Source organism: Falsihalocynthiibacter sp. CO-5D18, from assembly GCF_041205445.1.
GTDB lineage: Bacteria > Pseudomonadota > Alphaproteobacteria > Rhodobacterales > Rhodobacteraceae > Falsihalocynthiibacter > Falsihalocynthiibacter arcticus.
This window is the reverse complement of record NZ_JBGFCF010000002.1, coordinates 372,414-399,085: the sequence shown is the minus strand read 5'-3', so window position 1 is coordinate 399,085 and position 26,672 is coordinate 372,414. Positions and strand designations below refer to the sequence as shown.

The window sequence follows — 26,672 nt, the reverse complement described above, 5'->3', positions numbered from 1 at the left end:
TGGGGTGTTAGAGTGTTTTGACGAGGGGTGTCAGGCCAAAGGTGGCGCGCGCGGACTGTGGGCCTTGCTGCGCGCGGGACGTGTGGGGAATGCCACCGAAACGCGCCGCAAATCCGCAGATGTAAACACCATATCCGTTGTGAACGTCGACGCGGGAGCCTCAAGGATAACGGCGGAAAGGAGGCAATCGGGACAGGTTGTGCGCGCCTCGACGGGCTGCCCCTGTGCATCAATTTGAACAACGCGCGGACCGTATCCCGTGCAAAGAACCATCTCGCCGACGGCTGCCCCCCGCATTTGCCCCATTGCGGTCGCCATGCTGGTCAAAACCATAACCAGCGCTAAAACAGCGGCGAGCATTGATGTGGATTTTGAACGAGGGATAAACATACGCCAACTATAGGCCTCCCACTGGGGGAGGCAAAGCGACAAAACGGCGCGTAAGTGAAAAGCAAAAAGCCCCACCAAAAAGGTGAGGCTTTTAAAACTGATCATCCAGAGACTCACCTATTGGCAAGTGACCGAGCGATATTAGGCTGCTGTAGCTTGCGCTTTAGCGATGTCTTTTTTGACTTTCTGAGCGGAGATAGAAAGCTCAGTGTCTTTTGCTTTGGCAAGATATGCGTCCAGACCACCACGGTGATCAACGGAGCGAAGAGCCGCAGCAGAGATTCTGAATTTGAACGTGCGACCGAGCATTTCGGACTGCAACGAAACGTCGTTCAAGTTCGGCAAGAACCGACGACGCGTACGGTTTTTAGCATGGCTGACATTGTTGCCAGACATAGGGCCTTTTCCAGTCAATTCGCAACGACGTGACATGATGTATTCCTCAGATCGTGGCCGATCACGGGCGTATCCCGATCTGTGGCCGATAACATAAAATGGGCATCCGAAAAGGGATACCCTGAATTCCGTCTGGGGCTGATACGCGGAATCACTGGGGCCGTCAAGCGGCTGGCGGGTTTGATTGCCCAGAATTCGTGCAAAAAGCGCCTTGGGGTGAATTATCTGCGAATTGTCAGTCTTTCAAGGCCCCAAGCACCGTGGCGGCGGCGGCAGATGGGGTGGACTCGCCGCGCTGAACGGCATCCATTTCGCGCTCAAAAGCGGATTTCAGGGTAAAATCCTCGGTGAGTCGGGCCAAAAGGCCAGCTTCGACTTCTTCGCGAAACCACGCTGCCGCTTGAGCTGTGCGATTCTTCTGCCAGATCCCGGCCGATTTGCGCCATGCAATCAACGCTTGGACTTCGGCCCAGATCGCGTCCAGCCCGTTTTCCTCAATGGCGGAGGCAAGCATGGCCTTGGGAAAGCCCTCGGGGTCTTGCTCGCGCTTGCGCAACAACATCAAGGCCCCCGCGTAATCGGCACAGGTGCGGGTCGCGGCGGGCTTGAGGTCACCGTCGGCCTTGTTGACCACAATCATGTCAGCGATTTCCATGATGCCGCGCTTCACGCCCTGCAGCTCATCGCCACCTGCGGGGGCCATTAGGAGGAGGAAGACGTCGGATATGCCCGCGACCATGGTTTCGCTTTGGCCCACGCCGACGGTTTCGATGAGGATGATGTCAAACCCTGCGGCCTCGCAGAGGATGGTCGCTTCGCGTGTGCGGCGGGCAACACCGCCTAGACGGTTGCTGCTGGGGGTGGGGCGGATATAGGCGTTGGCTTCGCGCGCCAACAGGTTCATGCGGGTTTTATCGCCCAGAATAGAGCCGCCAGAGCGCGTCGAGCTTGGATCCACAGCGAGGACCGCCACGCGCAACCCCTGCCCCACCAGCATCATGCCAAAGCTCTCGATGAAGGTGGATTTGCCGACCCCTGGCGTGCCGGACAAGCCAATCCGAAGAGCTTGTCGGGCGGGTTGGGGTCCGGCGGCGCGCAGCGCATCGAGCAAGGCAAGCGCCTCTACACGGTGGCTGGGCTTGGCGCTTTCAATCAAGGTGATCGTCCGCGCAAGGGCACGGCGATTCCCGTTAAGCACCGATTCTGCGCGTTCTGTAATAGTCTGTGCGCTCAATTGGCAGCCTTTCGCCGGTTTTCGTAACGCGATATAGTCATGATATTGGATAACAATTCCTTTTACCCCATCTTTTTGACATACCTTGAGTAAAGACAAGAAGGAACACTCATTTCATGCGGACATTCAATTTACGCCTTATTGCAGCCAGTCTTGGCGTGGCGACACTGCTGGCGATCGGCGGCACCACCGCGCAGGCGCAAGCCGAAAACGGCGATTTCAAGCTCTATATCGGCGGCATCCCTGCAGGGCAGCTGACAATTAGCGCTCAAAACAATGGCAAGGCCTATCAGGTTGCGGGCTACGTGCGCAGCACCGGTCTTATCGGCTCGCTTGTAAAGGTCAGCTACAAAGCACAGGTCAAAGGCGCGGTGAAAAACGGCAAACTCAGCCCACAATCCTATGCCGAACAGGCCGACACGGGGCGGCGCGAACAAAGTTCGCAGTTGAATTACAAAAACGGCGTGCCGCAAGTTCTCAAGCTTGATCCACCACGCACCAAACGGGACTATGATGTAAATCCCGCGGGGCAAAAAGGCACGCTCGATCCGCTCTCCATGATCTATAGCGCTTTGCGGAACGTGGAAGAGAGTGACGCCTGTACCTTGAATCAGAAGATGTTTGACGGGCGACGCCTGAGCGAAATCGTACTCGGTGCTCCAAGCAAGAACGGGAACGAAATTTCCTGTAGTGGGGTTTATCGCAGGCTCGGTGGCTTCTCCCCCGAAGACATGCAAGAACGCACCGACTTCCGCTTCACCTTGACCTATGGGGCCTTAAGCGACGGCCGCTATGGTGTTCAGCGCATCAGTTCTGAGTCCCTTTTTGGCAAGGTCGTCATCAAACGAAAGTAACGACGTGCGCCACGAAAAACTGCCTATAGATGACGCCCTCCCTGCGCTGGTTGCGGCCCTCCGAAGTGAGGGCCGTGTCGTTTTGCAGGCCCCTCCTGGGGCGGGGAAAACGACACGCGTTCCTTTGGTGCTTCTGGAAGCTGGCCTCGCGGATTTGAGCGAAGGTGGGGGCCGTATTCTCATGCTCGAACCGCGCCGTTTGGCCACCCGTGCAGCGGCGGAACGGATGGCGCAATCCTTGGGCGAGAAGGTTGGCCAGACCGTCGGCTATCGAATCAAAGGCGAGAGCGTTGTCGGCCCCGCCACGCGCATCGAGGTCGTGACCGAAGGCATTCTGACGCGGATGATTCAGTCGGACGCGGAGCTTTCCGGCGTGTCCGTCGTGATCTTTGATGAATTCCACGAACGCAGCTTGAATGCCGATTTGGGGTTGGCGCTGGCTTGGGAAATCCGCGGCGCGTTGCGGCCCGATCTCAAACTTGTGGTCATGTCCGCCACGTTGGATGCCGCCCCCGTCGCCGCTCTGCTTAACGACGCACCGATTGTCACCTCGGAGGGGCGGGCCTTTGCCGTCGAGACCTTGCACCTACCCAAACCTCTTGCCAAAACCATCCGTTTTGAACAGGCCTCCGCGGATTTGGTTGCGCAGGCGGCCCAAGAAACCGAGGGCGGCATTCTGGTTTTCCTCCCCGGCGAGGGCGAAATACGGCGCGTCGCAGGGCTACTTGCGGGACGCGTTTCTTCCGACATCACCATCCATACGCTTTTTGGCGCCATGAGTTTCGCCGATCAACGCGCCGCAATTTCCCCCGCAAAATCGGGGCGAAAGATTGTTCTGGCCACCTCCATCGCCGAAACCTCCCTCACCATTCAGGACATCCAGGTCGTGGTTGATTGTGGCCGCGCGCGCCGTGCGCGGTTTGATCCCAATTCTGGCATGTCGCGCCTTGTGACCGAGCCCGTGTCCCGCGCCGAAGCAGAACAACGCCGTGGCCGCGCGGGGCGGGTCTCTGCTGGCACATGCTATCGACTTTGGACCAAGGGCCAAGAGGGCGCCCTGCCCGCCTTTGCGCCCGCCGAAGTCGAAGCCGCAGACCTGACCTCGCTTGTGCTTGAACTTGCCCTTTGGGGGGCCGCCTCACCAGACGAGTTAGCGTTTCTCACACCGCCGAGTGCGGGTGGCTTTGCCGAGGCAAAACGGCTCCTGCTGGAGTTGGGCGCGCTGGACGTAAGCGGCAGAATTACACCGCATGGCCGTAAAATCGCCGCCCTTCCCGTACATCCGCGACTTGGACATATGCTCCTTTTGGGCGGCGCGGCGGGTGCACCACTGGCCGCGCTTATTGCGGGCCGAGATCCCTTAAGGGGTGGTCCCTCTGACGTAAACCTACGCTTGAAAGCGATCGAAAACCCGACCGCGTTCCAACGCGCACATCCTTACACGCTTCATCGTGCGACCATCGAAACCCTACGAAGTGACGCCAAAGCGTTGGCGCGGCTGGTATCACATATCAAACATTCGGGGGCGAAATACTCTTCGGCTGAACTGGCCTCTTTGGCCTATCCAGATCGCATTGCATTGCGTCGATCTGGCTCCGCGCCCCGGTTCCTTTTGTCCGGCGGTAAGGGCGCAATTATGGACGACACAGACCCGCTGTCAAAAGTGGACCTCTTGGTCGCCACCGATTTGGACGGCGCTCTTCATGAGGCGCGCATTCGTCAAGCGATCGCCCTGCCCGCGTCAAGCCTGCGCAGGCTGTTTGCCGATCAAATTCAATGGCAAAATACCTGTCGATGGTCACGCCGAGAGAAAAAAGTAGTCGCACGGCGAGAGGAGCGTTTGGGGGCGTTGGTGTTGACGGATCAGCATTGGAGCGACGCGCCAGAAGGCCAAATTGCCCAATCCGCGCTGGAGGGGATTCGCGAAATCGGCCTACCGCACACTGCGGCCTCGGATCGCCTTCTTGCGCGGATTGCCCTGTTTGAATCGGATGGCTTTCCCGTGACGGAAAGCCAAAGCCTTTTGGACAGCGCCGAGACATGGCTTCTCCCCCATCTACTGGGCCTCAAAACCGAGGGACAACTGCGGAATTTCGATCCATCCGAAGCCCTGCGCCAAATGCTGACGTGGGAGCAAACCCAAACCCTTGACCGCCTCGCGCCCGCGAGTTTTGTGACGCCGCTTGGGAATAAAGTGCCGATTGACTACGCGGGAGAGGCGCCCGAAATCGCCGTGCGTTTGCAAGAAATGTTTGGCGTTTCGCAGCATCCAACGGTTGGCCCTACGCGCATCCCTTTGCGAATCACTCTTCTTTCGCCCGCACGCAAACCCTTGCAAACAACGGCGGATCTTCCGGGGTTTTGGGCGACATCCTATGTGGATGTGCGAAAAGATATGCGGGGGCGCTATCCGAAACATCCGTGGCCGGACGACCCGACGCAGGAAAAACCAACCCTGCGCGCCAAGCCTCGGAAGTAGGCAAACGTTGCCTTTTACTTAAAATTAACGTATGTTTAGCAAAAATAATAAAAACGAGGCGAGTAGAATGACGAATGCACTCAAGAAAGCTTGGGCAGAATACGTGTCCCCAATATTCAAACGCCCCGCGCGGGTGCAGGTTGCTGCGCTTTGCTATCAGGGCAAGGGAGTGGACAAACGCGTCCTTTTAATTACCAGCCGCGATACGGGCCGCTGGATTTTACCAAAAGGTTGGCCCATTGACGGACTCGATGCGCCCAACGCTGCGATGCAGGAAGCTTGGGAAGAAGCGGGCGTCAAAGGCGAAGTCAACAGCACCCCCATCGGGCAATTTTCGTACGAAAAGTCGATGGATTCCGGTGGAATTTCTTGGTGTGATACGTCCGTATTTGAAATGACCGTGACGGAAATTTGCGATAAATTCCCTGAAGCTGATCAGCGCGAACGCAAATGGGTGACGCCAACGGAAGCGGCGAATATGGTTCAGGAACCAGAACTAAGTGCTATTTTGGCGGCATTGTAACAGTTTCTCGACAAAACTCTTGATCCACTCGGCTGCGACGTTTAGCGCTTCCGCAACGTAGCCGAGGGGTAACACATGTCGGATTCTCCAAAGACCAACCAGTGGCAGACGCTGGACAAAGATCTTAACCGGATCAGCCAGCTTGAGTCAGCGACCGCATATGTGTCGCGGCCATTGGTGGCTCCAGGTATCGCGCTCGCCTTTATTGCGCTGACCATCATTACCGCCGCCATTTTCTTTGACGCCACCTCTTCCAATTTCGTTGTGATCGCCGCGGCAGGTTTTGGCGCGTATATGGCGATCAATATTGGCGCCAACGACGTCGCGAACAACATGGGTCCAGCGGTTGGCGCCAACGCCCTGACTTTGGGATCGGCCATTGTTATTGCTGCATTTTTCGAGAGTGCCGGGGCCTTGATTGCGGGCGGAGATGTTGTTTCGACGATCTCAAAAGGGATTATCGACCCTGCGAGCTTTACGGATACCAAAGTATTCATCTGGGCCATGATGGCCGCCTTGATCAGCTCGGCCCTTTGGGTCAACCTCGCAACCTTCGTCGGCGCACCTGTTTCCACCACCCACTCTGTGGTTGGCGGCGTTATGGGCGCGGGGATCGCGGCGGCTGGCTTTTCTGTAGTGAATTGGCCAACGATGGGAACAATTGCGGCAAGTTGGGTAATTTCTCCGGTTTTGGGCGGCGCAATCGCGGCGGCGTGTCTGGCATTTATCAAAGCGAAAATCATCTATCAGGACGACAAAATCGCAGCAGCGCGCAAGTGGGTGCCTGTTTTGATGGGCGTCATGGCGGCGGCTTTTTCGGCATACCTTGCGCTTAAAGGCTTGAAAAAAATCATCGAAATTGACATCGGCATGGCGTTGTTGATTGGCGCGGGTATCGGCGCGGTTGTCTATGTTGTTTCTGCGCCGCTGATCAAACGCCAGTCTGAAGGGCTTGAGAATCGCAACAAATCCCTCAAGGCGCTTTTTGCGGCCCCCCTCGTGATTTCGGCCGCCATGCTGTCGTTTGCGCATGGGGCCAATGACGTTGCGAATGCGGTGGGGCCATTGGCGGCCATCGTCCACGCTGCTGAATTTGGCGACTTTTCGTCGAAGGTTGAAATTCCCCTTTGGGTTATGGTGATTGGGGCGCTTGGCATTTCGTTTGGTCTCGTGCTGTTTGGTCCAAAACTCATCCGCATGGTGGGTAGCCAGATCACCAAGCTCAACCCGATGCGCGCCTATTGCGTTGCCCTTTCCGCTGCGGTCACCGTAATTATCGCCAGCTGGTTGGGCCTGCCTGTGAGTTCAACGCATATCGCAATTGGCGGAATTTTCGGCGTTGGATTTTATCGCGAATGGAGTACGGAACGTCGCCTTGCCAAGAGCCGCGAAACGCGCGCACCAGAGAAACGCATCGCGGTTGAGGAGCGGCGTCGGCGCAAATTGGTGCGTCGCAGCCACTTTATGACAATCATCGCGGCATGGGTGATCACCGTGCCCGCAGCCGCGATAATGTCGGCTGGAATTTTCTACTTCCTCAACTTCGTCATTGGCTAAAACAAGAACGCCGAGAGTCTTACAAGACACTCGGCGTTGCAATTAGTGGTAGCGTAGGCCCGTATTTACTTAGGGTTCATCGCCCATGGCCCGTGATGAGCACCCGGTTGATCAACCCGTTCAAACCCATGCGCCCCAAAGAAGTCCCGTTGCGCTTGCACCAAATCCGTCGTGCCGCGCGCTTGGCGCATCGTGTCGAAATAGGCCAAAGCGGCGGAGAACGCAGGGGTCGGTTGGCCATTCATCGCAGCGGAGGCAACCACACGGCGCAATGCCGCGGAACCTGCGATCAGGCGTTTGGCAAAGGCAGGCGCAAGGATCAAGCGCCCTTTGGGCATGTCACCACGGAAGGCGGCCGAAATATCATCAAGCAGAGCTGAACGAATGATACATCCTGCGCGCCAAATTTCGGCGACCCGCGCCATATCCAAGTCCCATTTATAGGTTTCAGACGCAGCCGTTAGAATGTCAAAGCCCTGTGCATAGGCCAAAATTCGCGCGGCAAGGAGTGCCTCGGCGAGGTCTTCTTCGCTTACAGATGCGCCGCCTTCAGGGGTAACTTTCAGGATTTCAGCTCCCGCTTCACGCACGTCTTTGACCGCAGACCAACTGCGTGCGCCGACGGCGGCCTCAATCGTGGAGGCGGACTGTCCAAGGCCAAGGGCTTCGATCACCGTCCAACGGCCCGTGCCCTTTTGCCCAGCACGGTCGAGGATAATGTCGACCATCGCTTTGCCGGTTTCAGCGTCGACGGAACCAAGTGCTTTACCTGTGATTTCAACGAGGTAGCTCTTGAGATCACCCTCGTTCCAGCGGTCGAACAAGGCCCCTGCTTCGGCTGCGGATTTCCCCTGTCCGTCGCGCAAAATACCCCAAACTTCGGCGATCAATTGCATGTCGGCATATTCGATACCGTTGTGAACTGTTTTTACAAAGTGACCCGCGCCATCGGGGCCAAGATGCGCGGCACAGGGGTCGCCTTGATATTTCGCGGCGATTGCCATGATGATCGGCTCAATCGGGGTGAAGCTTTCGACGGGGCCGCCGACCATGATGGACGGGCCGAAACGCGCGCCCTCTTCACCACCAGAAACGCCCATGCCAATGAAGCGGAGCCCTTCGGCGGCAAGGGCTGCGTCGCGGCGACGGGTGTCGTGGAAGTTGGTGTTGCCAGCGTCAATGATGGTGTCGCCTTGGTCGAGATAGGGCTTCAGGGCCTTAATTTGATCGTCAAAAGCTTGTCCTGCGGGCACCATCAAAATGATCGCGCGGGGCGTTTTGAGGGATGCGACGAAGCTTGCGATATCATCGCATCCAACAAGGTTTTTAGCCAAATCTCCGGCGTCGCGCGTAAATTCCGCGACGCGGGAAACTGTGCGGTTCGTCACCGCGATTTTATAGCCATTGTCCGCGATGTTGAGCGCAAGCGCGCTGCCCATTGTGCCAAGTCCAATCAGGCCGATTGCAGCCTTATCCCCATTATCCGACATGTGATGTCCCTTAAATCTGTGGTCGTGTTTGCGTTAACGACCACAAATAGGACTTTAAACGCCAAGACACCAGCGCATCACGGCTTTTTGTGCATGAAGACGGTTTTCGGCCTCATCAAAAATCACCGATTGCGGGCCGTCCATGACCTCGTTTGTCACCTCTTCTTCGCGGTGGGCCGGAAGGCAGTGCATAAACAAAGCGTCGTTTTTTGCGTTTTGCATCAAGCCTTTATTCACCTGATAGGGGTAAAGAAGGTTGTGGCGACGTTGGCGCGCGGATTGGGGATCATGCATGGAAACCCATGTATCGGCGACCACGAGGTCGGCGCCCTCAACGGCTTTTTCAGCATCGCGTTCGATCTCGATTTTGCTGCCTTTTGCACGTGCAGCCGCGATGAATTCGGCTTCGGGATCAAGTTGTTCGGGGCCTGAAAAGGTGAGATCGAATCCAAACTGGCCCGCGGCATGGATAAAGGAGGCGGCGACGTTGTTGCCATCGCCCATCCAAACGACTTTCTTGCCTTTGATCGGGCCGTTGTGCTCCTCAAAGGTCTGGATGTCGGCCATGATTTGGCAGGGATGCGTGCGGTTTGTCAGGCCGTTGATCACCGGTACAGAGGCGTTTTCGGCAAGCTCCAGAAGGGTGGATTCCTCAAATGTGCGGATCATAATCAGATCGACATAGCGCGAGAGAACACGGGCGGTATCGGCGATGCTTTCGCCGTGACCGAGTTGCATATCGCTACCAGAAAGGACCAGCGTTTGGCCGCCCATCTGGCGCACGCCCACGTCAAAAGAAACGCGCGTGCGGGTTGAGGGTTTTTCAAAGATCAGCGCGACCATTTGGCCCGCGAGGGGTTGTTCGGCGTCAAGGGTGCCCTTTGGCAGGCCAGCGCGCGCTTTTTTCATTGTGTGCGCTTGTTCAATCATCGCCCGCAAATCGGCGGGATCAGTTTTGTGGATATCGAGAAAATGGTTCATTTGTAATTCCTTAGCGAGCCGAGGTTGCTTAGAGCAAGGCGTTTTCGATCGTTTTTGCTGTGGCATCCAGGCGCGCGAACGCTTGGGCGATATCTTCGTCGGCGAGGTTTAGCGGGGGCAGCAGGCGGATGACATTATCGGCGGCAGGGACAGTGATAACCTCATTTTGGTAACCAGCAGCAACGATGTCACCAGGGGCGGGCACACATTTGAGGCCGAGCATAAGACCCATTCCGCGCACCTCGGTGAACACGTCAGGATGGGAGGCGACAAGCCCTTCTAGCCCCTGCCGTAAGAGGCCCGCTTTGCGGTTCACCTCGGCGAGGAATTCGGGCGTGTTGATTTCGCGCATCACGGCATTTCCGACGGCGCAGGCCAAAGGATTGCCACCATAAGTCGAGCCGTGCGTGCCAGCGGTCATGCCAGATGCGGCATTTTCGGTAGCGAGAACCGCACCAATCGGGAAGCCGCCGCCGATACCCTTGGCGACCATCATGATGTCGGGGGTAATCCCCGCCCATTCATGCGCGAAAAGGCGGCCTGTGCGGCCCATACCGCATTGAACTTCATCAAGAATAAGCAGAATGCCTGCCTCGTCACAGATCGCGCGCAGGGCCTTGAGGTCGGCGTCGGGAAGCACGCGAATGCCGCCTTCGCCTTGGATGGGTTCAATCAGGATTGCTGCCGTTTTGTCGGACAGTGCCTCTTTGACGGCCTCAGTATCGCCAAAGGGGAGATGGACGAAACCGGCGACGAGGGGGCCAAAGCCCTTGGTCATTTTTTCCGATCCCGCCGCAGCAATACCTGCCGCGGAACGCCCGTGGAACGAGCCGTCGAACGTTAGGATTTCGACACGTTCAGGTTCGCTTTTATCAAACCAATATTTCCGCGCCATTTTCACGGCGAGTTCACAGGCTTCGGTACCCGAATTGGTGAAAAACACGGTGTCGGCGAAGCTGGCTTCGACCAAAGCATTCGCCAGCGCGGTTTGTTGGGGGATTTCATAGAGGTTGGAGGTGTGCCACAGGTTTTGCGCCTGCTCGGTCAAGGCCGCAACAAGTGTGGGGTTTGCATGGCCCAAAGCGGCGACAGCGATCCCTGCCCCAAGGTCCAAGAATCGGCGTCCGTCAGCTTCAATCAACCAAGCGCCTTCGCCTTTAACGAAGGTAAGGGGAGCGCGATTGTAGGTCGGAAGAACGGATGAAATCATCGGGTTGGTCCTTGTAAAAGAGACTTTGGTGCCGCATGGGCACAGGCATGTCAAGATTTTGGAGAGGGGTGCGCGATTTTGCGCAGGATCAATAGCGAATAGGCCGCAGCTTGCCTAGCGTCGGCGTCGGTTCGAGATATTTGTGCTTATGATCATGCCGACGCGTATATCGACATCTCTGCCCCTTGGGAAGAATAAATTTCCGTTAAGCTTTAAGGCGGTAGCCTTTGGCGAACCAAACCCAACACAGAGCCATCACTGCCAATGTCGCCGCCGTACACACAACAAGACCAAGCCACGGCGTTTGGGTATGGCCGATCACGCCATAACGCGCACCATCAATTAGGTAATAGACCGGATTGGCGCGGGTGATGGTTTGAATGAGCGGCGGCAGGGTGTCGATGGTGTAAAATGTCCCCGAAAGAAACGCGAGGGGGGTGACGATAAAATTGGTGATCGCAGCCATTTGATCGAATTTATTGGAATAGATTCCGGCCACAATTCCCACGGCGCCCATCATGGAACTGCCAAGGAAAACAAAGACAAGAGCCCAAATCGGATGCTGAATTTCAATTCCGAGGAAAAAGAGCATGCCAAGTCCAATCGCGACGGCAACCATCATTCCGCGCACCACTGATCCCGCCATATAACCAAGGAGAAGTTCGAGGGCAGACAGTGGCGGCATGAGGGTGTCGACGATATTCCCCTGCACTTTTGAGACTACAATTGACGAGGAGGTATTGGCGAAAGCATTCTGGATGACGGTCATCATCAGGATACCGGGCGCGAGGAAATGCAGGAACGGCACCCCTGCGATATCGCCACGCGTTGGGCCGATGGCGACGCTGAAAATGGCCAAGAAAAGGGCGGCCGTTACGAGGGGGGCGAGAAGCGTTTGTGTCCAGACGACGACAAACCGGCGGGTTTCGCGGCGGGCAAGTGTTGCCATCCCCAGCCAATTGATGCGACCGAAACGACGTTCTCCGAGGGTATTTTCGTTATGCACTGCCATTTTCCTTCAACTTATCGTAGCGATTCACGTGGATTCCGACTCTGTGTCTTGTATCCCGTGTCAGGGTGTTTAAAATAGAGGGAGAATAGAATTCTTTCAGGCTGCAGGTGCGGGCCATTCTTGGTGCGCGCGTAGCCCTACTTAAGGAACAGATATGTCCTGGACAGATGAGCGCGTAGAGACCCTCAAAAAGATGTGGGGCGAAGGACAATCTGCGAGTCAGATTGCTAAAGAACTTGGTGGCGTGACGCGCAATGCCGTTATCGGCAAAGTGCACCGTTTGGGTCTGTCTAATCGCACGACCACAGCGAAAACCACACCCGAGAAGAAAGCCGCCCCCGCGAAACCTGCGGCACGGACAAAAGCCGCCGAACCGCGCGTTGAGCCTAAAGTTGAGGCCAAGCCGGTGAGCCCCGAGCCGACGCGCCCGATCCCAATTCGCAAGGCCATCATTCCTGCGGGCCAACCCTTGCCGCCGCAACCCTCGGCAAATGAGATCAGCCCAGAAGCCATGGCCTCTGTGCGCGAAGTTGAGAAAACAGCGAAGAAGCTGACCCTCATGCAACTAACCGAGCGGACCTGCAAATGGCCAATTGGCGACCCTGCGACCGAAGAGTTTTGGTTCTGTGGTTTGGACACCAAGGCCGGCAAACCCTATTGCGAAGCGCATGTGGGCGTGGCCTTCCAGCCGATGAGCAGCCGCCGCGAGCGTCGCCGCTAGACAGTCGGAACAGTATTTTAAAAGGCGCCCGTTTGTGGCGCCTTTTTTATTTGCGTGATTAGTTTTGCCCTAGGAGTTTCAGCAATTCTTTGGTCGCGGTTTCTTCAAGAGTGCGCCGCGCCGCATCTTCTAGGCTCTCATCTTTTTTCTGCTTCACGCCAAGTTTTTTAATCGCATTGGCTTTTGCAGCTTTCTCAGCGTCTTTCAGCTTTTTCTCTAGAACCGCTTTCTCCGCACTCAACTCCTGATTAACGATCGCCTCAAGATCGAGCGAAAAACGAAGGTCGGCCCATGGACCACGTATAAGCAACGGCACGCGAACCCCACCAGTCCCGTCAGGGGAAACAAGCGCGGTCGGCGTTAGGCGATAGACCAATAATTTCTGGCTCAGATTGGTTTTTCCACGCCCTTCCGCAATAAGCCCATTGGCCCTAAATGCGAGGTCGGTCCCCGACATAATCCCATCGGTGATATTAAATGTCGCATCAATACTTTCGAAAACGGTGCGCTGCCCCGTGCCTCGATACCCAAGATCCAAGGTGCGGATCATTTGCTCAACATCGACCCCCTTCAGGACGCCTTTCTGGACATTGATCGCGCCCTGCCCCGAGAGGCTCTTTACAATCGCATCCAAATTATTGCCGACCCCAAGGAATTTCACCCGAACGTCTGCCGGGCTTACCAAACGGTCAAAGTCAACGAGCGCCCCAAGAAGTTGGTCCGTCTGAACGCCCTTCATGGTTAAATCGCCGCCAACCGAAAGGCCACCACGCCCATTCACCACGAATTCACCCGCGAGATCACCGCCATAAGCTTTGACCTTTTTGAGATCAAAAACCGCCCTGCCTGCATTCAACTTCATCAGGACTTGGCTTGGTCCAAATTCGACGACACCAAGATCAAGAGACGTCGCCGTCAATGAAATTTCCGCGTCTACCGCAGAGAGGCCTGAGACATCAATTGGAGCCGTCGACCATCCGCCGGAGTTTGCGGTCAGACTTGTCTGGCTTTGTGTGCTCGCCCCTTGAAGCTCAGGGAGGCTCAAGTCTTGGGCGGTAAATATCCCTTTAATGACGGGCCGATCTTTGCCAGCTTTAAAATCAATATCCCCACGCAGAACTTGGGTTCCGATCTTATACTCGCCACCCCGCACATATGTTGCCCCATCCGGAGTGCGAACAAGTTTCCCCTTCATGCTTAGGGCTTTGGGACCCGCGTTGTTCCCCGCATTTATCGCGTTCAAAAGGGGCGATCCTGCGGCAATTGAGGCCACCAAATCTCCGTCCATAACCAGTCCGGACAAACCGAGCTTGCCCGTATAGGAAATTTTGGCGCCCCCTAACGACGCGGTTGTGTCCAAAGTGGCAATATCGCCCAGCAAAAAGCCCATCGGACGATCCAAACCCGCCTGAACGTCCAGACTGGCCCCTTTGTATTGTCCGCTCAAAGACACCCGGATTTCCCCGTCAGATTCGGGGAAACGCGCTTCAAAGTTTACGTCACTGAGAGATTCCCGCAGCCCTGAGGCATCGTCATAAAAATGAATCTCTCCGTCTTTAATGCCTGCGTATTCAACAGTAACGCGCCGCGGTCCGCTTGAGGGCGCTTTCGCCACTTGGGCCGTTGCCGCCGCCGTGGGTTTTCCAGAAAAGTCCCAGTTTTTTCGACCATCTTTTGCCACCGACAACCGAATGTTGGGTTGCAGGATTTTAATGTCTCTAAACTCAAAATTTCCCTGCAGCAGGGGCAATAACTCCACCCCAATCGTCAGGCCCTCGGCCGTGAGCAACGGCGCGTCTTCGGCCCAAGGCGCGTTCGCAACCGCGATGGGGCCCGTCGTTACCGAAAGGCGGGGGAATATTTTGGTCGTCACGTCGCCCGAGAGGGTCACTTCGCGGCCCGTAAATTCCGCAATCTGCCCGGCGGCGATTTCAGCGAGTTTCTTGCCGGGAATGAGGGCAATCGCGAAGACACCCAGCACAGCCAAAGTCGCAACAATCATGAAGGCTCTAAAAATCCACCGCATCGTTCACCTCACTTTTTTCTATTCCCTTTAATCTAGGGGGGATGGATGCATGAAACAATGGGCGCATCCTCCACTGCGCAACACAACAACGCGATATTGCTCCGTCGCGAACTCGGGTGTATAGCGCAGGGATGAGCCAGAATCCTCCAGAACTCCGCCCCGATCTCGCGCCCCGCGCGATCATCACCGATCCTATCCGCGCCGATCAGCCCAAAATTGGGATGGTCAGCCTTGGTTGCCCCAAGGCCCTTGTCGATAGTGAGCGGATTCTGACGCGTTTACGCGCCGAAGGATACGCGATTTCGCCAGATTATGCGGGTGCGGAAGCCGTGATTGTGAACACCTGCGGCTTCCTTGATAGCGCGAAAGCCGAGAGCCTTGAGGCCATCGGTGAAGCCCTTAAAGAAAACGGAAAAGTAATTGTTACCGGATGCTTGGGCGCGAACCCCGAGTATATCACGGGGGCGCATCCCAGCGTTTTGGCTGTGACAGGCCCGCATCAATATGAGCAGGTTTTGGACGCGGTGCACAGCGCTGTTCCGCCGAATCCAAATCCGTTCATCGATCTTTTGCCCGCCCGTGGGGTTTCACTGACGCCGCGTCATTTCAGCTATCTCAAAATTTCTGAAGGGTGCAATCACAAGTGCAAATTCTGCATTATCCCTGACATGCGCGGCAAGTTGATGAGCCGCCCAGCCCATGCGATTCTTCGCGAGGCTGAAAAGCTGGTGGAAGCGGGTGTTCGCGAACTTTTGGTGATTTCGCAAGATACCAGTGCATATGGTCTGGACAGAAAATACGATTTAAATCCGTGGAAAGACCGCGAAGTACGTAGCCACATCACCGATTTGGCGCGGGAACTTGGCGATATGGATGCGTGGATTCGCCTCCACTATGTGTACCCGTATCCCCATGTGCGCGATCTTATTCCACTGATGGCGGATGGGCTTATTCTGCCCTATCTCGACATTCCGTTCCAACATTCGCACCCCGATGTCCTGCGCCGCATGGCGCGTCCGGCAGCGGGAGCAAAAACCTTGGACGAGATCAATGCGTGGCGCGAAATTTGTCCTGACATGACTTTGCGCAGCACGTTTATTGTTGGTTTCCCCGGCGAAACGGAAGCGGAATTTGAGCATTTGTTAGAGTGGCTGGATGAGGCCCAACTCGACCGCGTTGGATGCTTTAAATACGAAGACGTTGCGGGTGCGCGCAGTAATGCCCTGCCCGATCACGTGTCGCCAGAAGTGAAAGAAGAACGCTGGCATCGGTTTATGGAAAGATCACAGGCCATTTCAGCCGCAAAGCTGGAGAAAAAAGTTGGATTTGTGCAAGAAGTCATCGTGGACGAAGTCGACGATGAAGCCGCGACATGTCGCACAAAGGCCGATGCTCCGGAAATTGACGGCAACCTGTTCATCGACGAAGGGTTTGAAAATCTGAAGCCGGGCGACATTGTCAAAGTCATGGTCGACGAAGCCAGCGAATATGATCTGTGGGGGACGCTGGTTAAAAACTAGCGCCTTTCTTGGAAGAAACTCTTGAGTAACTCTTCGGAATCACGCGCGCCAATTCCATCATATACTTCGGGTACGTGGTGCGCTTGGGAATGCGCGAATATACGTGGCCCGCGCTCGACCCCACCGGATTTGGGGTCACTCGCGCCGTAATATAAGCGCCGAATCCGTGCCGCTGAAATCGCCGCCGCGCACATTGGACAGGGCTCAAGGGTGACATAGAGGTCGCAAGCAGACAGCCGCTCAGACTTTAACAAGCGACACGCTTCGCGCAGAACGAGGATTTCCGCATGCGCGGTGGGATCACAATCCGCACGCGTCTGATTCCCTGCGACGGCCAAAACCTTCCCGTCGGGGCCAACCAACGCGGCGCCGACCGGTACCTCGCCACGAATGGCGGCCGATTTGGCTTCCAAAAGGGCCAGATTCATATAGCTTTGAAACGGTTGCATGCTGCTTTGTGCCTGTTTCGTCGCCACGTGCCAAGCGGCTTTCTATTTCCCAAATGGTGAGGTAAAGCGGGTCATGGAAAATTCTAGTGAAAAAACCGGCGAACGCATCGCCAAGATTATGGCTCGCGCAGGCGTCGCATCGCGCCGCGAAGTGGAGCGCATGATTGAAGCAGGCCGTGTCTCGGTGAACGGCAAGATTATTGAAAGCCCCGCGTTGAACGTAACGGGGGCGGACAAAATTTGCGTTGATGATCAGCCAATTTCCGAACCTGAACACGCCCGCCTCTGGCTCTACTACAAGCCGCTGGGCCTTGTGACATCCAATAGCGATGAAAAAGACCGTGAAACAGTTTTTGATACGTTGCCGGTCGAACTTGGCCGCGTTTTGAGTGTTGGTCGCCTCGATATCAACTCTGAAGGATTGCTCCTTCTGACCAACGACGGCGGGATCAAACGTAAGCTCGAGCTCCCTTCAACGGGCTGGCTGCGCCGCTATCGTGTGCGGGTAAACGGACGCCCAACGGAAGAGTCTTTGGCCCCCCTGCGCGCCGGAATCGTTGTTGATGGCGAAAAATTTCAGCCGATGAACGTTAGTTTTGACCGCCAACAAGGGGCCAATGCGTGGCTTACTGTATCGATTCGCGAAGGTAAAAACCGTGAAATTCGCCGTGCGATGGCCGCAGTTGACCTGACAGTAAACCGATTGTTGCGCGTGTCTTATGGGCCGTTTCGACTGGGCGAACTTAAGCCAGGCGATATCGAAGAAGTAAAAACACGCGTTCTTCGCGATCAACTTGGCCAAGAGCCTTTGGCCGATGAAGATGAAAAACCTCGTATCGTGCGCCAGCGCAAACCCGTCGGGAAAATGCCGCGTCACGGAACCGAGCTTGATGCTCCTGCCAGCAAAGGTCCACGGGGCGGCGGCAAACGCACGGGTAAACCTGCGGACAAACGGTCCTTCCCCGATCGAAGCGGTGGAAAATCCGCGCCTTCCCGTCCGAGTGGTAAACCGCAAGGAAAACCGCGCGGCAGGTAAGCCCAATAGGGCCCGTATCCGCCCGTTTTTTTGGAGCCGTTCCCTTTAACGACCTCAATTCTCTGGCGAAGGCTCGCCAGAGATCACACTTATATCGAAAATACACTTTCAACTTCGGGGCCTTTTGCTATCATGAAGTCCTAAAGTGCTTTATAGAAAACAAATGTTTCTACACATCTAATTGAGGGACCTTATGGCAGAGACCGGACTTAAAAAGCTCTCATTTGTCCTGCTACTTGCGCTCGTCCTTTATGTGACCTTTTCGGGAGCGGTATAATGGCACAGCGGTATGGTGGCCAGTTTAGCCCCCAAGGTTCGTCTTCCCAGACGGATGCGCCCAATCCGTTTCGTGGCAAGAAGCCTGCTCCCGCGAAAGCACGGATTAACCTGTTGTTTGCCGCGCCTATTCCCCTTGCCATACTGGCATTTTTCCGGTCTCCAGCAGAAATGGCGGCGTCCCTTCTCGCTGTCGCGCTACTTCTTGGGGCCGCTTGGTTGACCCGCGAGGGTGTCGCTGCGCAAGAAGCCTATGAAGCCAGAAGTGTTGCCCGCCGCCCCGCCTTTCCCCGAAAGTTATTTGCGGCAATCTTAATGGGCGCAGGCCTGTCTGTCGCGGGATTCGCGAGTGGGAGCGCCTTTTTGGCGGTCATTATTTTCGGTGCCCTTGGCTTTATTCTACACATTGCTTCCTTTGGGGTGGACCCAATGAAAGACAAAGGCGCGGATGGGGTCGACCTGTTTCAGCAAGACCGCGTAGCACGCGTTGTCCAAGAAGGTGAGAGCTATTTGACGAGCATGGATGCCGCCATCAAGCGTACCGAGGACCGCCGATTGATCGCTCAAGTCCAAGATTTTGCGGACGTTGCCCGCCAATTGTTTAGAACCGTGGAAGAAGACCCGCGTGATTTAACGTCGGCGCGAAAATTCATGGGCGTCTATCTAAAGGCTGCACGCGACGCGACCATCAAATTTTCCGACATCTACAATCGCAATCAAAACCAAACAGCCCGCGAGGACTATGAGGGATTACTAGAATATTTAGGCGACAATTTTGCTGCACGCATTTCAAAACTGCTCGAGGACAATACCGTCGACCTAGATATTGAAATTGAGGTTCTTCGTGAGCGCCTTGCTCGCGAAAATTTGTAACGAGGGGATTTTTATGACCGAAACTATTCGCAAAGAAGCCGAAAAAGCCAAGCCATTGGTTGATGAAGTTGTGGCCATTGAATTGCCAGAGCCCAAGACCGATCTGGTATCGCTTAAGGCCGCGCCCGCCCCCATTGCCGCGGAAATCCAGCGGCGCATGGACGAGTTAGATATGAGTGACACGGGGTCGATCGTGAATTTCGGATCCTCAGCCCAAGCCGAACTTCAGGTCATCAGCCAAGCCATGCTGGCGGATGTTAAAAACAAGGATGTAGGCCCCGCAGGCGACAGTTTGAGTGGAATCGTATCGGCAATTCGTGGCTTTAGCGTTTCCGAACTGGATGTCCGCCGCAAGCGAAGCTGGTGGGAAAGAATCACGGGCCAAGCCGCACCTTTCGCCCAATTCCTTGCACAGTTTGAAGACGTACAGGGCCAGATCGATAAAATCACCGACGACCTATTGGCGCATGAACACACGCTCCTCAAAGACATCAAATCCCTAGATCAGCTATATGGAAAAACCTTGAATTTCTATGATGAACTTGGGCTGTACATCACCGCCGGAGCGGAAAAAATGGAAGTTTTGGACGGTACCGATATTCCCAAGAAAGAGGGTGAAGTAACCGCCGCGGACCCTGAACACGCCGTGATGGTTGCGCAAGAACTGCGCGATTTACGATCTGCGCGAGACGACCTTGAGCGCCGCGTGCATGACCTCAAGCTCACGCGTCAAGTTACGATGCAAAGCCTTCCGTCCATTCGGCTTGTCCAAGAAAACGACAAATCTTTGGTCACGAAAATCAACTCGACATTGGTGAACACAGTTCCCCTTTGGGAAACGCAACTGGCGCAAGCCGTTACAATTCAACGCAGCAGCGAAGCCGCACATGCGGTCCGCGACGCCAATGATTTAACCAATGAATTACTCACCTCCAATGCAACCAATTTGCGTCAGGCGAACACGGTTGTGCGCAAAGAGATGGAGCGCGGTGTGTTTGATATTGAAGCAGTTAAGATCGCCAACCAAGAGCTTATTGGTACGATTAACGATAGCCTCGCGCTTGCGGACGAAGGGAAACGGCGCCGTGCGGAGGCCGAAGTTGAACTTATCAAAATGGAAAAAGACCTCAAGGAAACTTTGGCAGCCGCGAAATCACGTGACGACGGTACGGGGCATCAGATTGGGGCGGCTGTCGGAAGCGAATGAGGCTTAAAGCTCCGATAAAACTGGCAATGTTCGTCATCGGCCTCTCGCTCCTTTTGGGGTGCGAGGCAGACGTGGTATCAAGCAAGCCACCGGAGCCTAAACCCGTCGCGCCACCCAAAGGGCGGTCAGAGTTAAGTCAATTCTACCTGAATAGCTTTAGCCGGCTGCAAGAAGACTTTCTTGTGAAAGGGCTTTTGCGGACAGATGGCGGCGGTGTGGATGTTGCGTTTACTGCCAACGATCTGGCCGAGAACTTCATGAAAATCGCTTTTTTTGCGGAGTTTTCCATGGTCAACGGACGGCTCGTGGCACAGGAAGTCGCTTTCCCAATGCGCCGCTGGAAAAATCCCGTGGTCATAAACGTTATCCTTGGTGAAACCCTAACAGAGTCCCAACAACGCGCGGATCAAGCGGAAGTTAAGCGTTTTGCAAGCCGTTTGGAACGCGTAACCGGCCATCCGATTCAAATGGGATCACGGCAATCGGCCAACTTATTTGTGTTGATCTTAAACGAAGATGAACGTCTCGCGGCGGGCCCATTGTTGCGGGAAATTATCCCAGAAATTTCGAACGTCGATATACAAGCCCTCACTCAAATTACGAAAAATGACCTGTGTATCGCGCAATCCTACAGTGAGGGGCATGCCTCCAAATACATCGGGCGCGCGCTTGTGATCATTCGGGACGAACATCCCGACCTCCTGCGCAAATCCTGTATTCACGAGGAAATCGCACAAAGCCTCGGCCTTTCAAATGACAGCGACGCTGCGCGCCCCTCAATTTTCAACGACGACGAAGAATTTGGACTTTTAACCACGCATGATGAATACCTTTTGCGCATTCTCTATGATCCGCGCCTTACCCCCGGAATGGATGCGCAAACAGCCCGCCCGATTGTCGATCAAATTGCCCGCGAGCTGATGGCCCCTGAAACACCTGAAAAGATTGGAAGAATATAATGGGAATTTTTGATTTTTTAACGGGTGAGTTTATTGACGTCATTCAATGGACGGATGACACGCGTGACACAATGGTTTGGCGTTTTGAACGGGAAGGTCACGAGATAAAATACGGGGCAAAGCTGACGGTGCGTGAAGGTCAATCGGCGGTTTTCATCCACGAAGGCCAAATGGCGGATGTGTTCACCCCCGGGCTTTATATGTTGGAAACCAACAACATGCCCGTGATGACAACGCTTCAACACTGGGATCATGGGTTTGAAAGCCCGTTCAAATCCGAAATCTATTTCGTAAATACAACGCGCTTTAACGACCTTAAATGGGGCACCAAAAACCCGATTATGTGTCGGGACCCCGAATTTGGCCCTATTCGCCTGCGCGCTTTTGGAACCTATTCCGTGCGCGTGACCGATCCTGGGGTATTCCTGCGTGAAATCGTTGGGACGGACGGCGAATTTACGATGGACGAAATTAGCTTTCAAATTCGCAATATAATTGTTCAGGAATTTAGTCGCTCCATTGCGGGCTCTGGCATTCCTGTCCTCGATATGGCTGCGAACACCGGCGACCTGAGTAAACTTGTTGCCGCCCAAATCAGCGCAACGCTGGCGGAATACGGCCTCTCGATCCCCGAACTTTACATTGAGAACATCAGCCTCCCGCCCGCCGTCGAAGCGGTTTTGGACAAACACACCTCTGTTGGACTCGCGGGCGACTTGGGGAAATACACGCAATTTTCCGCCGCTGAAGCCATGACCACGGCGGCCCAAAACCCCGCAGGCGGCGGTATGGCCGCTGGACTTGGTGCGGGCATGGGCATGGCGATGGCGAGCCAATTTGCTGGACCATGGGGCGCGCATACTGTGCAGGCAGCGGCGCCCGCGACTCCCCCGCCCGCGCCGGTTGAACACGTGTGGCATACGGCAAACAATGGCGAGACATCCGGCCCGTTTTCGCGGGCAACAATGGGACGCATGGCACAGGACGGGCAACTCACGCGCGAGACATTTGTTTGGACTGCGGGGCAAGACGGGTGGAAAAAGGCTTCTGAAATTGGGGCGCTCGCCACTTTGTTCACCATAATGCCCCCTCCCCCTCCTGGTGCTGAATAGTCAGAGAATCGGAGCGTTTCGCGTTATGAATACCATTGAGAATACGCCTCAAGAGGAGCACCTATTTCCGTGCGAAAACTGTGGGGCAGACCTGAGGTTTTCCCCCAAAACAGGTGTGCTCACATGCAATCAATGCGGCTTTCAAGAAGACCGTGTGGAGCCCAAAACGACCATTCTTGAATTGGATTTCAAATCTGCTTTGGCAGATGCGCTGCCATCCGCCGAGATCGAAGAGAACCGCGTCACAAGTTGCCCCAATTGCGGCGCGCAGGTGGGGTTTGACGGAGAAAACCACGCATCCGAGTGCCCTTTTTGCGCCACTCCGGTTGTTGTTGATACTGGTTCTCACCGTCAGATTAAGCCAAGTGCTGTCCTCCCGTTTCAACTCGAAGAAACAACCGCCCACGATGCGATGTCAGCATGGCTTGGGCGGCTGTGGTTCGCTCCGAATGGACTAAAAGCATATGCAAGAAAAGGGCGGAGAATGCAGGGAATATACGTTCCCTACTGGACATTTGATGCAGATACTAAGTCGCGGTATCGGGGGCAACGCGGAACGGAGTATCAGACAACATCGACTCATTTTGAAAATGGGAAAAAAGTTCAACGCACTGTAACCAAGGTTCGATGGAGCCCAGTATCAGGTCGCGTTTCGCGCCTTTTTGATGATGTTTTGGTGCTCGCCAGTAAAGCTTTGCCGACCCGTTATACACAGGCGTTGGAGCCATGGGATCTTAGCGGATTGGAACCGTTTCAAGCGTTTTACCTCGCTGGCTTCAAGGCAGAAGGTTACTCAATCGACTTGGAAAATGGATTCTCGTTTGCGCGAGAGAAAATGGATCGCCAGATTTTACGCGATGTGAAGTTTGATATCGGCGGGGATCGCCAACAGGTTGGCGCAATCGAAACCTCCGTTAGCGACGTAACTTTTAAACACATTCTTCTACCGGTTTGGCTCGCAGCCTATAAGTATCAAGGCAAAACATACCGTTTTGTTGTAAATGGTCAAACTGGCCGCGTAGAAGGCGAGAGGCCATATTCGGCATGGAAAATCGCGTTTTCAGTCCTTTTGGCCTTGGGGCTCGCCGCCGTTTTTGGGTATTTTTACGCGCAGTCGACCTAACGCATTACTAACCTTAGACACAGATTTTAAGTCGAGGTGTTTTCCCAAAGGGTAATTGTGACTGAGCAAGCCTTAAGGGACTATTTTCAATCAACTTTTTTGGTGGGGCGTAACCCTACTCAAATTCATATTGTTCAGAAGGTTGATTTCACGGTCTATTTCCACGCCCAGAGACCTGTGCTCTTTTCGACGGCATCGTTGAGTAGCCCAGCTTACTACATCGTTTCACTCGCCAGATTTCATTTGTGCCGCCACGAGGGTTTCAGACAAGAACTAACCAATGCCTTAATCCAAAACCACAGCAGCCTTAAACTTGTCCGAAAAGTTTCGCCGCTTCGTCATTCTCGTATCCATTCATTCGTGTTGGATACACCTTAGCACGCGGTCCAGTTTTGCCGGACCACTTCAGTGGCCCAAGGTCGGCGGAAAGTGTACATTTACCCCAAGGGCTGCGGTCAGCCTGGAGGCAACTTGGAGCGCAGGTAAGTTGGCGTAAAACTTATACCACAATCGAACGCATTTAGGCAAAGACCGATGGGTTTATGAGAAACATTTATTGCTTACTAATTCAGGAAAAAACCGGCTCACATTTTTACTGTTGCCCAATAATTAATTGGACAACAGTTTGTTTGTTTTCGAACTAAAAATCTTCCCAACTCTCAGCTGTTGAGGAAAGCACTTGGCCTCCATTCCCCACCATTCTTACATTCGCCGTTGGTTTTTCAGTTGGCTTTTGAGCTTCATTTTTTTGCATTTGAGGTGGTCTTCGAGCGGCCTCCCCCTCGCGAGATAAAAGGAATTGGGCCATAGTCGTCGCGAGGTTCTCAGCCTCGCTGGTCAATGCGTGACTTGCGGCAGTCGTTTCTTCAAACATTGCAGCGTTCTGTTGCGTGACCTGATCCAGTTGGTTGACCGCGATGTTTATTTCCGCAAGACCTCGAGATTGTTCATCTGCTGATACAGCAATTTCTCCTACATGTGTCGAAATTTCAGACACGCGATCAAAAATCCCCCTCAATGCATCACCCGTTTGGTCAACGAGTTGCACACCTCGTTTCACATGCCCCTCACTGGCTGAAATGAGAGCATTAATCTCGCTTGCGGCTTGTGACGACCGTTGAGCAAGATCACGCACTTCGGTTGCCACAACTGCGAATCCTCGACCTGCATCGCCCGCATTCGCCGCCTCAACACCTGCGTTCAGTGCCAAAAGGTTTGTTTGAAAGGCAATCTCGTCAATTACCGAAGTAATCTTTGAAATCTGTTGTGAAGAGCTCGCAATTTCGCTCATCGCTGCGACTGCTTCACGAACCACTTCACCGCTGGCCTCCGCATTATCACGCGCTTCGATTACCATTTTCCGCGCGATACCTGCCCCTTCCGCCGCTGAACTCACTGAAGATGTCATTTCATCAAGTGCTGCCGCGGTTTGCTCAAGGGTTGCTGCCTGGGTTTCGGTACGGCGAGAAAGGTCGTCTGCCGCCTTGGAGATTTCGTTGGTTTCCCCCCGGATCATTTCAGAATTTTCAACAACACTCCCCATGGCTTTTCGCAAGGCGTCAATCGCTTCATTGAAGTCACTACGGAGTTGCTCGTACTGTGGTGAAAACTCTATTTCAATTGATGCTGTTAGGTCACCTTTGGACAAACTATTGAGACCCGCTCGTAGACCCTCGACAACCGCATCCTGTTCTTTCGTTGAAGCCTTACGCTGCTCTTCCGCTCTTTGGATTTCCCGTTGTGTGGTTGTGACATCTGTACCGATAAAAACCAGACGGTTCACGTTTCCTTGGCGACCAGTTACAGGGCTAAAGCTTCCGTCGAAGATAAGATTTTCGCCAGATGGGATGCCGCACTCAAACTGTCCAAAAAATGGCTTACCTTTAGAAAGCGCGGGCCAGTAATCTCTTTCTTCTGCAGAAGCCTCCAAATTCTCGGAAAAAACATCGCGGCAATGATGCCCGAGAAGTTGAGTTTCCTCACTCCCGTAAGATCTGCAAAAATTATCGTTAGCTTTTACCAGTTCTCCGGCGGCGTTAAATTCCACACGCACTTGACTGGAATCTAACGATGTAAGGATCGCCTGATTCAGCCGTTCTTCCGTTACATCTTTCCATTCAATGACTCGACCAATCGAGATTCCATTAACGTCAACGACATCGTTGATTGATTGTTCGACACGGGTTTCGCCCATGACAATGTCGGATATATGTGGAAGATTGTCTGAATCCTCCGGAATACTTTCCGCCCCGCTACCTTCTCCGTGAAAAATCGAGAAATGTTTACCAACAATTTCCGACGGATTTAGCTTTTTGAGTTTGCTGGAAAGGTTCTCTTGGTTTGCCATCATAATCTTCGAAAAGGCACTGTTAATGTAGTTAATCGTTAGGTCCTGATCTACCATCAGCATAGCAGAGGATGACGATTCAAATGCGGCCCCCTTAAACAAGCTCTCTCGAGACGTCGCTTCCGCCTCTAATAGAGTTGTCCTAAAGTCTTCGAGGGTTCGCGCGATGTCTCCGATTTCATCTTTGCGTTTGAGGTTTGGAACCTCGATTGTGTAATTTCCATGCGCAACATCATCCATCGCCGTGCGATGACGTACCAACGGCTTCGACAAAAAGCCGCGCAGCAAAATCGAAACAATGACAAGAGCAACAAGGAACACTATCCCTGCTATGAGGTTTGTCTTTTTTTGAAGATCCGCTATGTGTGAGATCGCTGGATCCGGGCTCCAGAGCATAGCGACAACACCTACCACGCTGCTGTCCTTTCCAAATAGCGAAGGGACCGCCACGTAAAACCCATCACCAGCAGTCTCGATTTCACCGGTTTCCATTGCTTTTGTCGCTAAGTTTTTGAGGTCTGAAACTAAAGCTTCTTGTCCCAAATATGTATACAAGACCTCCCCTTTTGCATCCAGAACGATAGCTTCCAACGCGGAGTCGCCAGAGGACTGAACCGCTCCCTGGATGATCGTTTCTAGAGCCTGCGGGTTTGCAAACCTTATCGAGCCCGCACTTTGAACTGCCGAAAAGGATGTGAGATTTATTGCGAGTTCCTTTGTATTTTCTCGAGCAACATTGTACTGAGCATCCAGAGATAACGCCGTCATTGTGCCGGCAACAGCGGCGGTGCAAAGGGCAACAATTGCGGAGACCCTAAAGAAAACCGTTCGCGTGGTGCCCTTAAGGTTCTTAAAAATAGATATCACTTTCATACCGGTTTCCTCATTGAGACGATC

22 protein-coding genes are annotated in these 26,672 nt (G+C 54.3%); 12 read left to right on the top strand and 10 right to left on the bottom strand.

Going from position 1 to position 26,672, the window contains the following annotated elements:
- Nucleotides 1–30: 30 nt before the first annotated feature.
- From AB9F27_RS04465 to meaB, 3 genes are all read right to left on the bottom strand, one after another.
- Nucleotides 31–495, bottom strand: coding sequence for a DUF2946 family protein (locus AB9F27_RS04465; protein WP_335584974.1), 465 nt, complete (start codon nucleotides 493–495; stop codon nucleotides 31–33).
- Nucleotides 496–531: 36 nt separating this feature from the next.
- Nucleotides 532–822 (bottom strand): 50S ribosomal protein L28, encoded by a 291-nt coding sequence (gene rpmB, locus AB9F27_RS04460; protein WP_039002721.1) that lies wholly within the window; start codon nucleotides 820–822, stop codon nucleotides 532–534.
- Nucleotides 823–1,021: 199 nt separating this feature from the next.
- Nucleotides 1,022–2,020: a methylmalonyl Co-A mutase-associated GTPase MeaB gene (meaB, locus tag AB9F27_RS04455; protein WP_335584975.1), complete on the bottom strand. Its 999-nt coding sequence runs from the start codon at nucleotides 2,018–2,020 to the stop codon at nucleotides 1,022–1,024.
- 116 nt (nucleotides 2,021–2,136) lie between these two features.
- On the opposite strand from meaB, the gene AB9F27_RS04450 reads away from it, so the two are divergent.
- From AB9F27_RS04450 to AB9F27_RS04435, 4 genes are all read left to right on the top strand, one after another.
- Nucleotides 2,137–2,874 carry a DUF3108 domain-containing protein gene (locus AB9F27_RS04450; protein WP_335584976.1) on the top strand — a complete coding sequence of 246 codons (738 nt, stop codon included), beginning with the start codon at nucleotides 2,137–2,139 and terminating at the stop codon, nucleotides 2,872–2,874.
- The gene (gene hrpB, locus AB9F27_RS04445) at nucleotides 2,813–5,353 is read left to right on the top strand and encodes an ATP-dependent helicase HrpB (RefSeq protein ID WP_369757577.1); all 2,541 of its coding nucleotides are present in this window, start codon (nucleotides 2,813–2,815) and stop codon (nucleotides 5,351–5,353) included. Before AB9F27_RS04450 ends, hrpB begins: the two co-directional genes overlap by 62 nt.
- A gap of 67 nt (nucleotides 5,354–5,420) precedes the next feature.
- Nucleotides 5,421–5,876 carry an NUDIX hydrolase gene (locus AB9F27_RS04440; RefSeq protein WP_335584978.1) on the top strand — a complete coding sequence of 152 codons (456 nt, stop codon included), beginning with the start codon at nucleotides 5,421–5,423 and terminating at the stop codon, nucleotides 5,874–5,876.
- A gap of 75 nt (nucleotides 5,877–5,951) precedes the next feature.
- Entirely contained in the window at nucleotides 5,952–7,433 is a 1,482-nt protein-coding gene (locus AB9F27_RS04435) for an inorganic phosphate transporter (RefSeq protein ID WP_335584979.1), read from the top strand.
- Nucleotides 7,434–7,498: 65 nt separating this feature from the next.
- Here the strand turns inward: AB9F27_RS04435 and gndA are convergent, their stop codons facing one another.
- The 4 genes from gndA to AB9F27_RS04415 form a co-directional block, all read right to left on the bottom strand.
- Nucleotides 7,499–8,923, bottom strand: coding sequence for an NADP-dependent phosphogluconate dehydrogenase (gene gndA / locus AB9F27_RS04430; protein ID WP_335584980.1), 1,425 nt, complete (start codon nucleotides 8,921–8,923; stop codon nucleotides 7,499–7,501).
- Between the two features lie 54 nt (nucleotides 8,924–8,977).
- Nucleotides 8,978–9,904: an ornithine carbamoyltransferase gene (gene argF, locus AB9F27_RS04425; protein ID WP_335584981.1), complete on the bottom strand. Its 927-nt coding sequence runs from the start codon at nucleotides 9,902–9,904 to the stop codon at nucleotides 8,978–8,980.
- 28 nt (nucleotides 9,905–9,932) lie between these two features.
- Nucleotides 9,933–11,114: an aspartate aminotransferase family protein gene (locus tag AB9F27_RS04420; protein WP_335584982.1), complete on the bottom strand. Its 1,182-nt coding sequence runs from the start codon at nucleotides 11,112–11,114 to the stop codon at nucleotides 9,933–9,935.
- A 205-nt stretch (nucleotides 11,115–11,319) separates the two neighbouring features.
- The gene (locus tag AB9F27_RS04415) at nucleotides 11,320–12,063 is read right to left on the bottom strand and encodes an ABC transporter permease (protein ID WP_369757592.1); all 744 of its coding nucleotides are present in this window, start codon (nucleotides 12,061–12,063) and stop codon (nucleotides 11,320–11,322) included.
- A gap of 217 nt (nucleotides 12,064–12,280) precedes the next feature.
- Here AB9F27_RS04415 and AB9F27_RS04410 point away from each other — a divergent pair, with 217 nt between their 5' ends.
- Nucleotides 12,281–12,847: a GcrA family cell cycle regulator gene (locus AB9F27_RS04410; RefSeq protein ID WP_039002729.1), complete on the top strand. Its 567-nt coding sequence runs from the start codon at nucleotides 12,281–12,283 to the stop codon at nucleotides 12,845–12,847.
- 58 nt (nucleotides 12,848–12,905) lie between these two features.
- Here AB9F27_RS04410 and AB9F27_RS04405 read toward each other — a convergent pair whose 3' ends face one another.
- Complete coding sequence (locus AB9F27_RS04405; protein ID WP_335584984.1) at nucleotides 12,906–14,873, bottom strand: AsmA family protein; 1,968 nt, start codon at nucleotides 14,871–14,873, stop codon at nucleotides 12,906–12,908.
- Between the two features lie 131 nt (nucleotides 14,874–15,004).
- Here AB9F27_RS04405 and rimO point away from each other — a divergent pair, with 131 nt between their 5' ends.
- Nucleotides 15,005–16,393, top strand: a complete 1,389-nt coding sequence (gene rimO, locus AB9F27_RS04400; protein ID WP_335584985.1) for a 30S ribosomal protein S12 methylthiotransferase RimO — start codon at nucleotides 15,005–15,007, stop codon at nucleotides 16,391–16,393.
- Here rimO and AB9F27_RS04395 read toward each other — a convergent pair.
- On the bottom strand, nucleotides 16,390–16,842 hold the full coding sequence (locus AB9F27_RS04395; protein WP_335584986.1) for a nucleoside deaminase: 453 nt from the start codon (nucleotides 16,840–16,842) through the stop codon (nucleotides 16,390–16,392). The genes rimO and AB9F27_RS04395 overlap by 4 nt on opposite strands.
- A gap of 73 nt (nucleotides 16,843–16,915) precedes the next feature.
- Between AB9F27_RS04395 and AB9F27_RS04390 the strand changes: the two genes are divergently transcribed.
- From AB9F27_RS04390 to AB9F27_RS04365, 6 genes are all read left to right on the top strand, one after another.
- Nucleotides 16,916–17,878 carry a pseudouridine synthase gene (locus AB9F27_RS04390; RefSeq protein ID WP_335584987.1) on the top strand — a complete coding sequence of 321 codons (963 nt, stop codon included), beginning with the start codon at nucleotides 16,916–16,918 and terminating at the stop codon, nucleotides 17,876–17,878.
- Between the two features lie 276 nt (nucleotides 17,879–18,154).
- Nucleotides 18,155–19,027, top strand: coding sequence for a 5-bromo-4-chloroindolyl phosphate hydrolysis family protein (locus AB9F27_RS04385; RefSeq protein ID WP_335584988.1), 873 nt, complete (start codon nucleotides 18,155–18,157; stop codon nucleotides 19,025–19,027).
- Nucleotides 19,028–19,040: 13 nt separating this feature from the next.
- Complete coding sequence (locus AB9F27_RS04380; protein WP_335584990.1) at nucleotides 19,041–20,234, top strand: toxic anion resistance protein; 1,194 nt, start codon at nucleotides 19,041–19,043, stop codon at nucleotides 20,232–20,234.
- Nucleotides 20,231–21,193 (top strand): DUF2927 domain-containing protein, encoded by a 963-nt coding sequence (locus AB9F27_RS04375; RefSeq protein ID WP_335584991.1) that lies wholly within the window; start codon nucleotides 20,231–20,233, stop codon nucleotides 21,191–21,193. Before AB9F27_RS04380 ends, AB9F27_RS04375 begins: the two co-directional genes overlap by 4 nt.
- Nucleotides 21,193–22,305 (top strand): SPFH domain-containing protein, encoded by a 1,113-nt coding sequence (locus tag AB9F27_RS04370; protein WP_369757576.1) that lies wholly within the window; start codon nucleotides 21,193–21,195, stop codon nucleotides 22,303–22,305. The genes AB9F27_RS04375 and AB9F27_RS04370 overlap by 1 nt, the downstream gene beginning before the upstream one ends.
- Before the next feature lie 25 nt (nucleotides 22,306–22,330).
- Nucleotides 22,331–23,428 (top strand): primosomal protein N' (replication factor Y) - superfamily II helicase, encoded by a 1,098-nt coding sequence (locus AB9F27_RS04365; RefSeq protein ID WP_335584993.1) that lies wholly within the window; start codon nucleotides 22,331–22,333, stop codon nucleotides 23,426–23,428.
- 640 nt (nucleotides 23,429–24,068) lie between these two features.
- On the opposite strand, the gene AB9F27_RS04360 is transcribed toward AB9F27_RS04365, so the two are convergent.
- On the bottom strand, nucleotides 24,069–26,648 hold the full coding sequence (locus AB9F27_RS04360; protein WP_335584994.1) for a methyl-accepting chemotaxis protein: 2,580 nt from the start codon (nucleotides 26,646–26,648) through the stop codon (nucleotides 24,069–24,071).
- Between the last annotated feature and the right edge of the window lie 24 nt (nucleotides 26,649–26,672).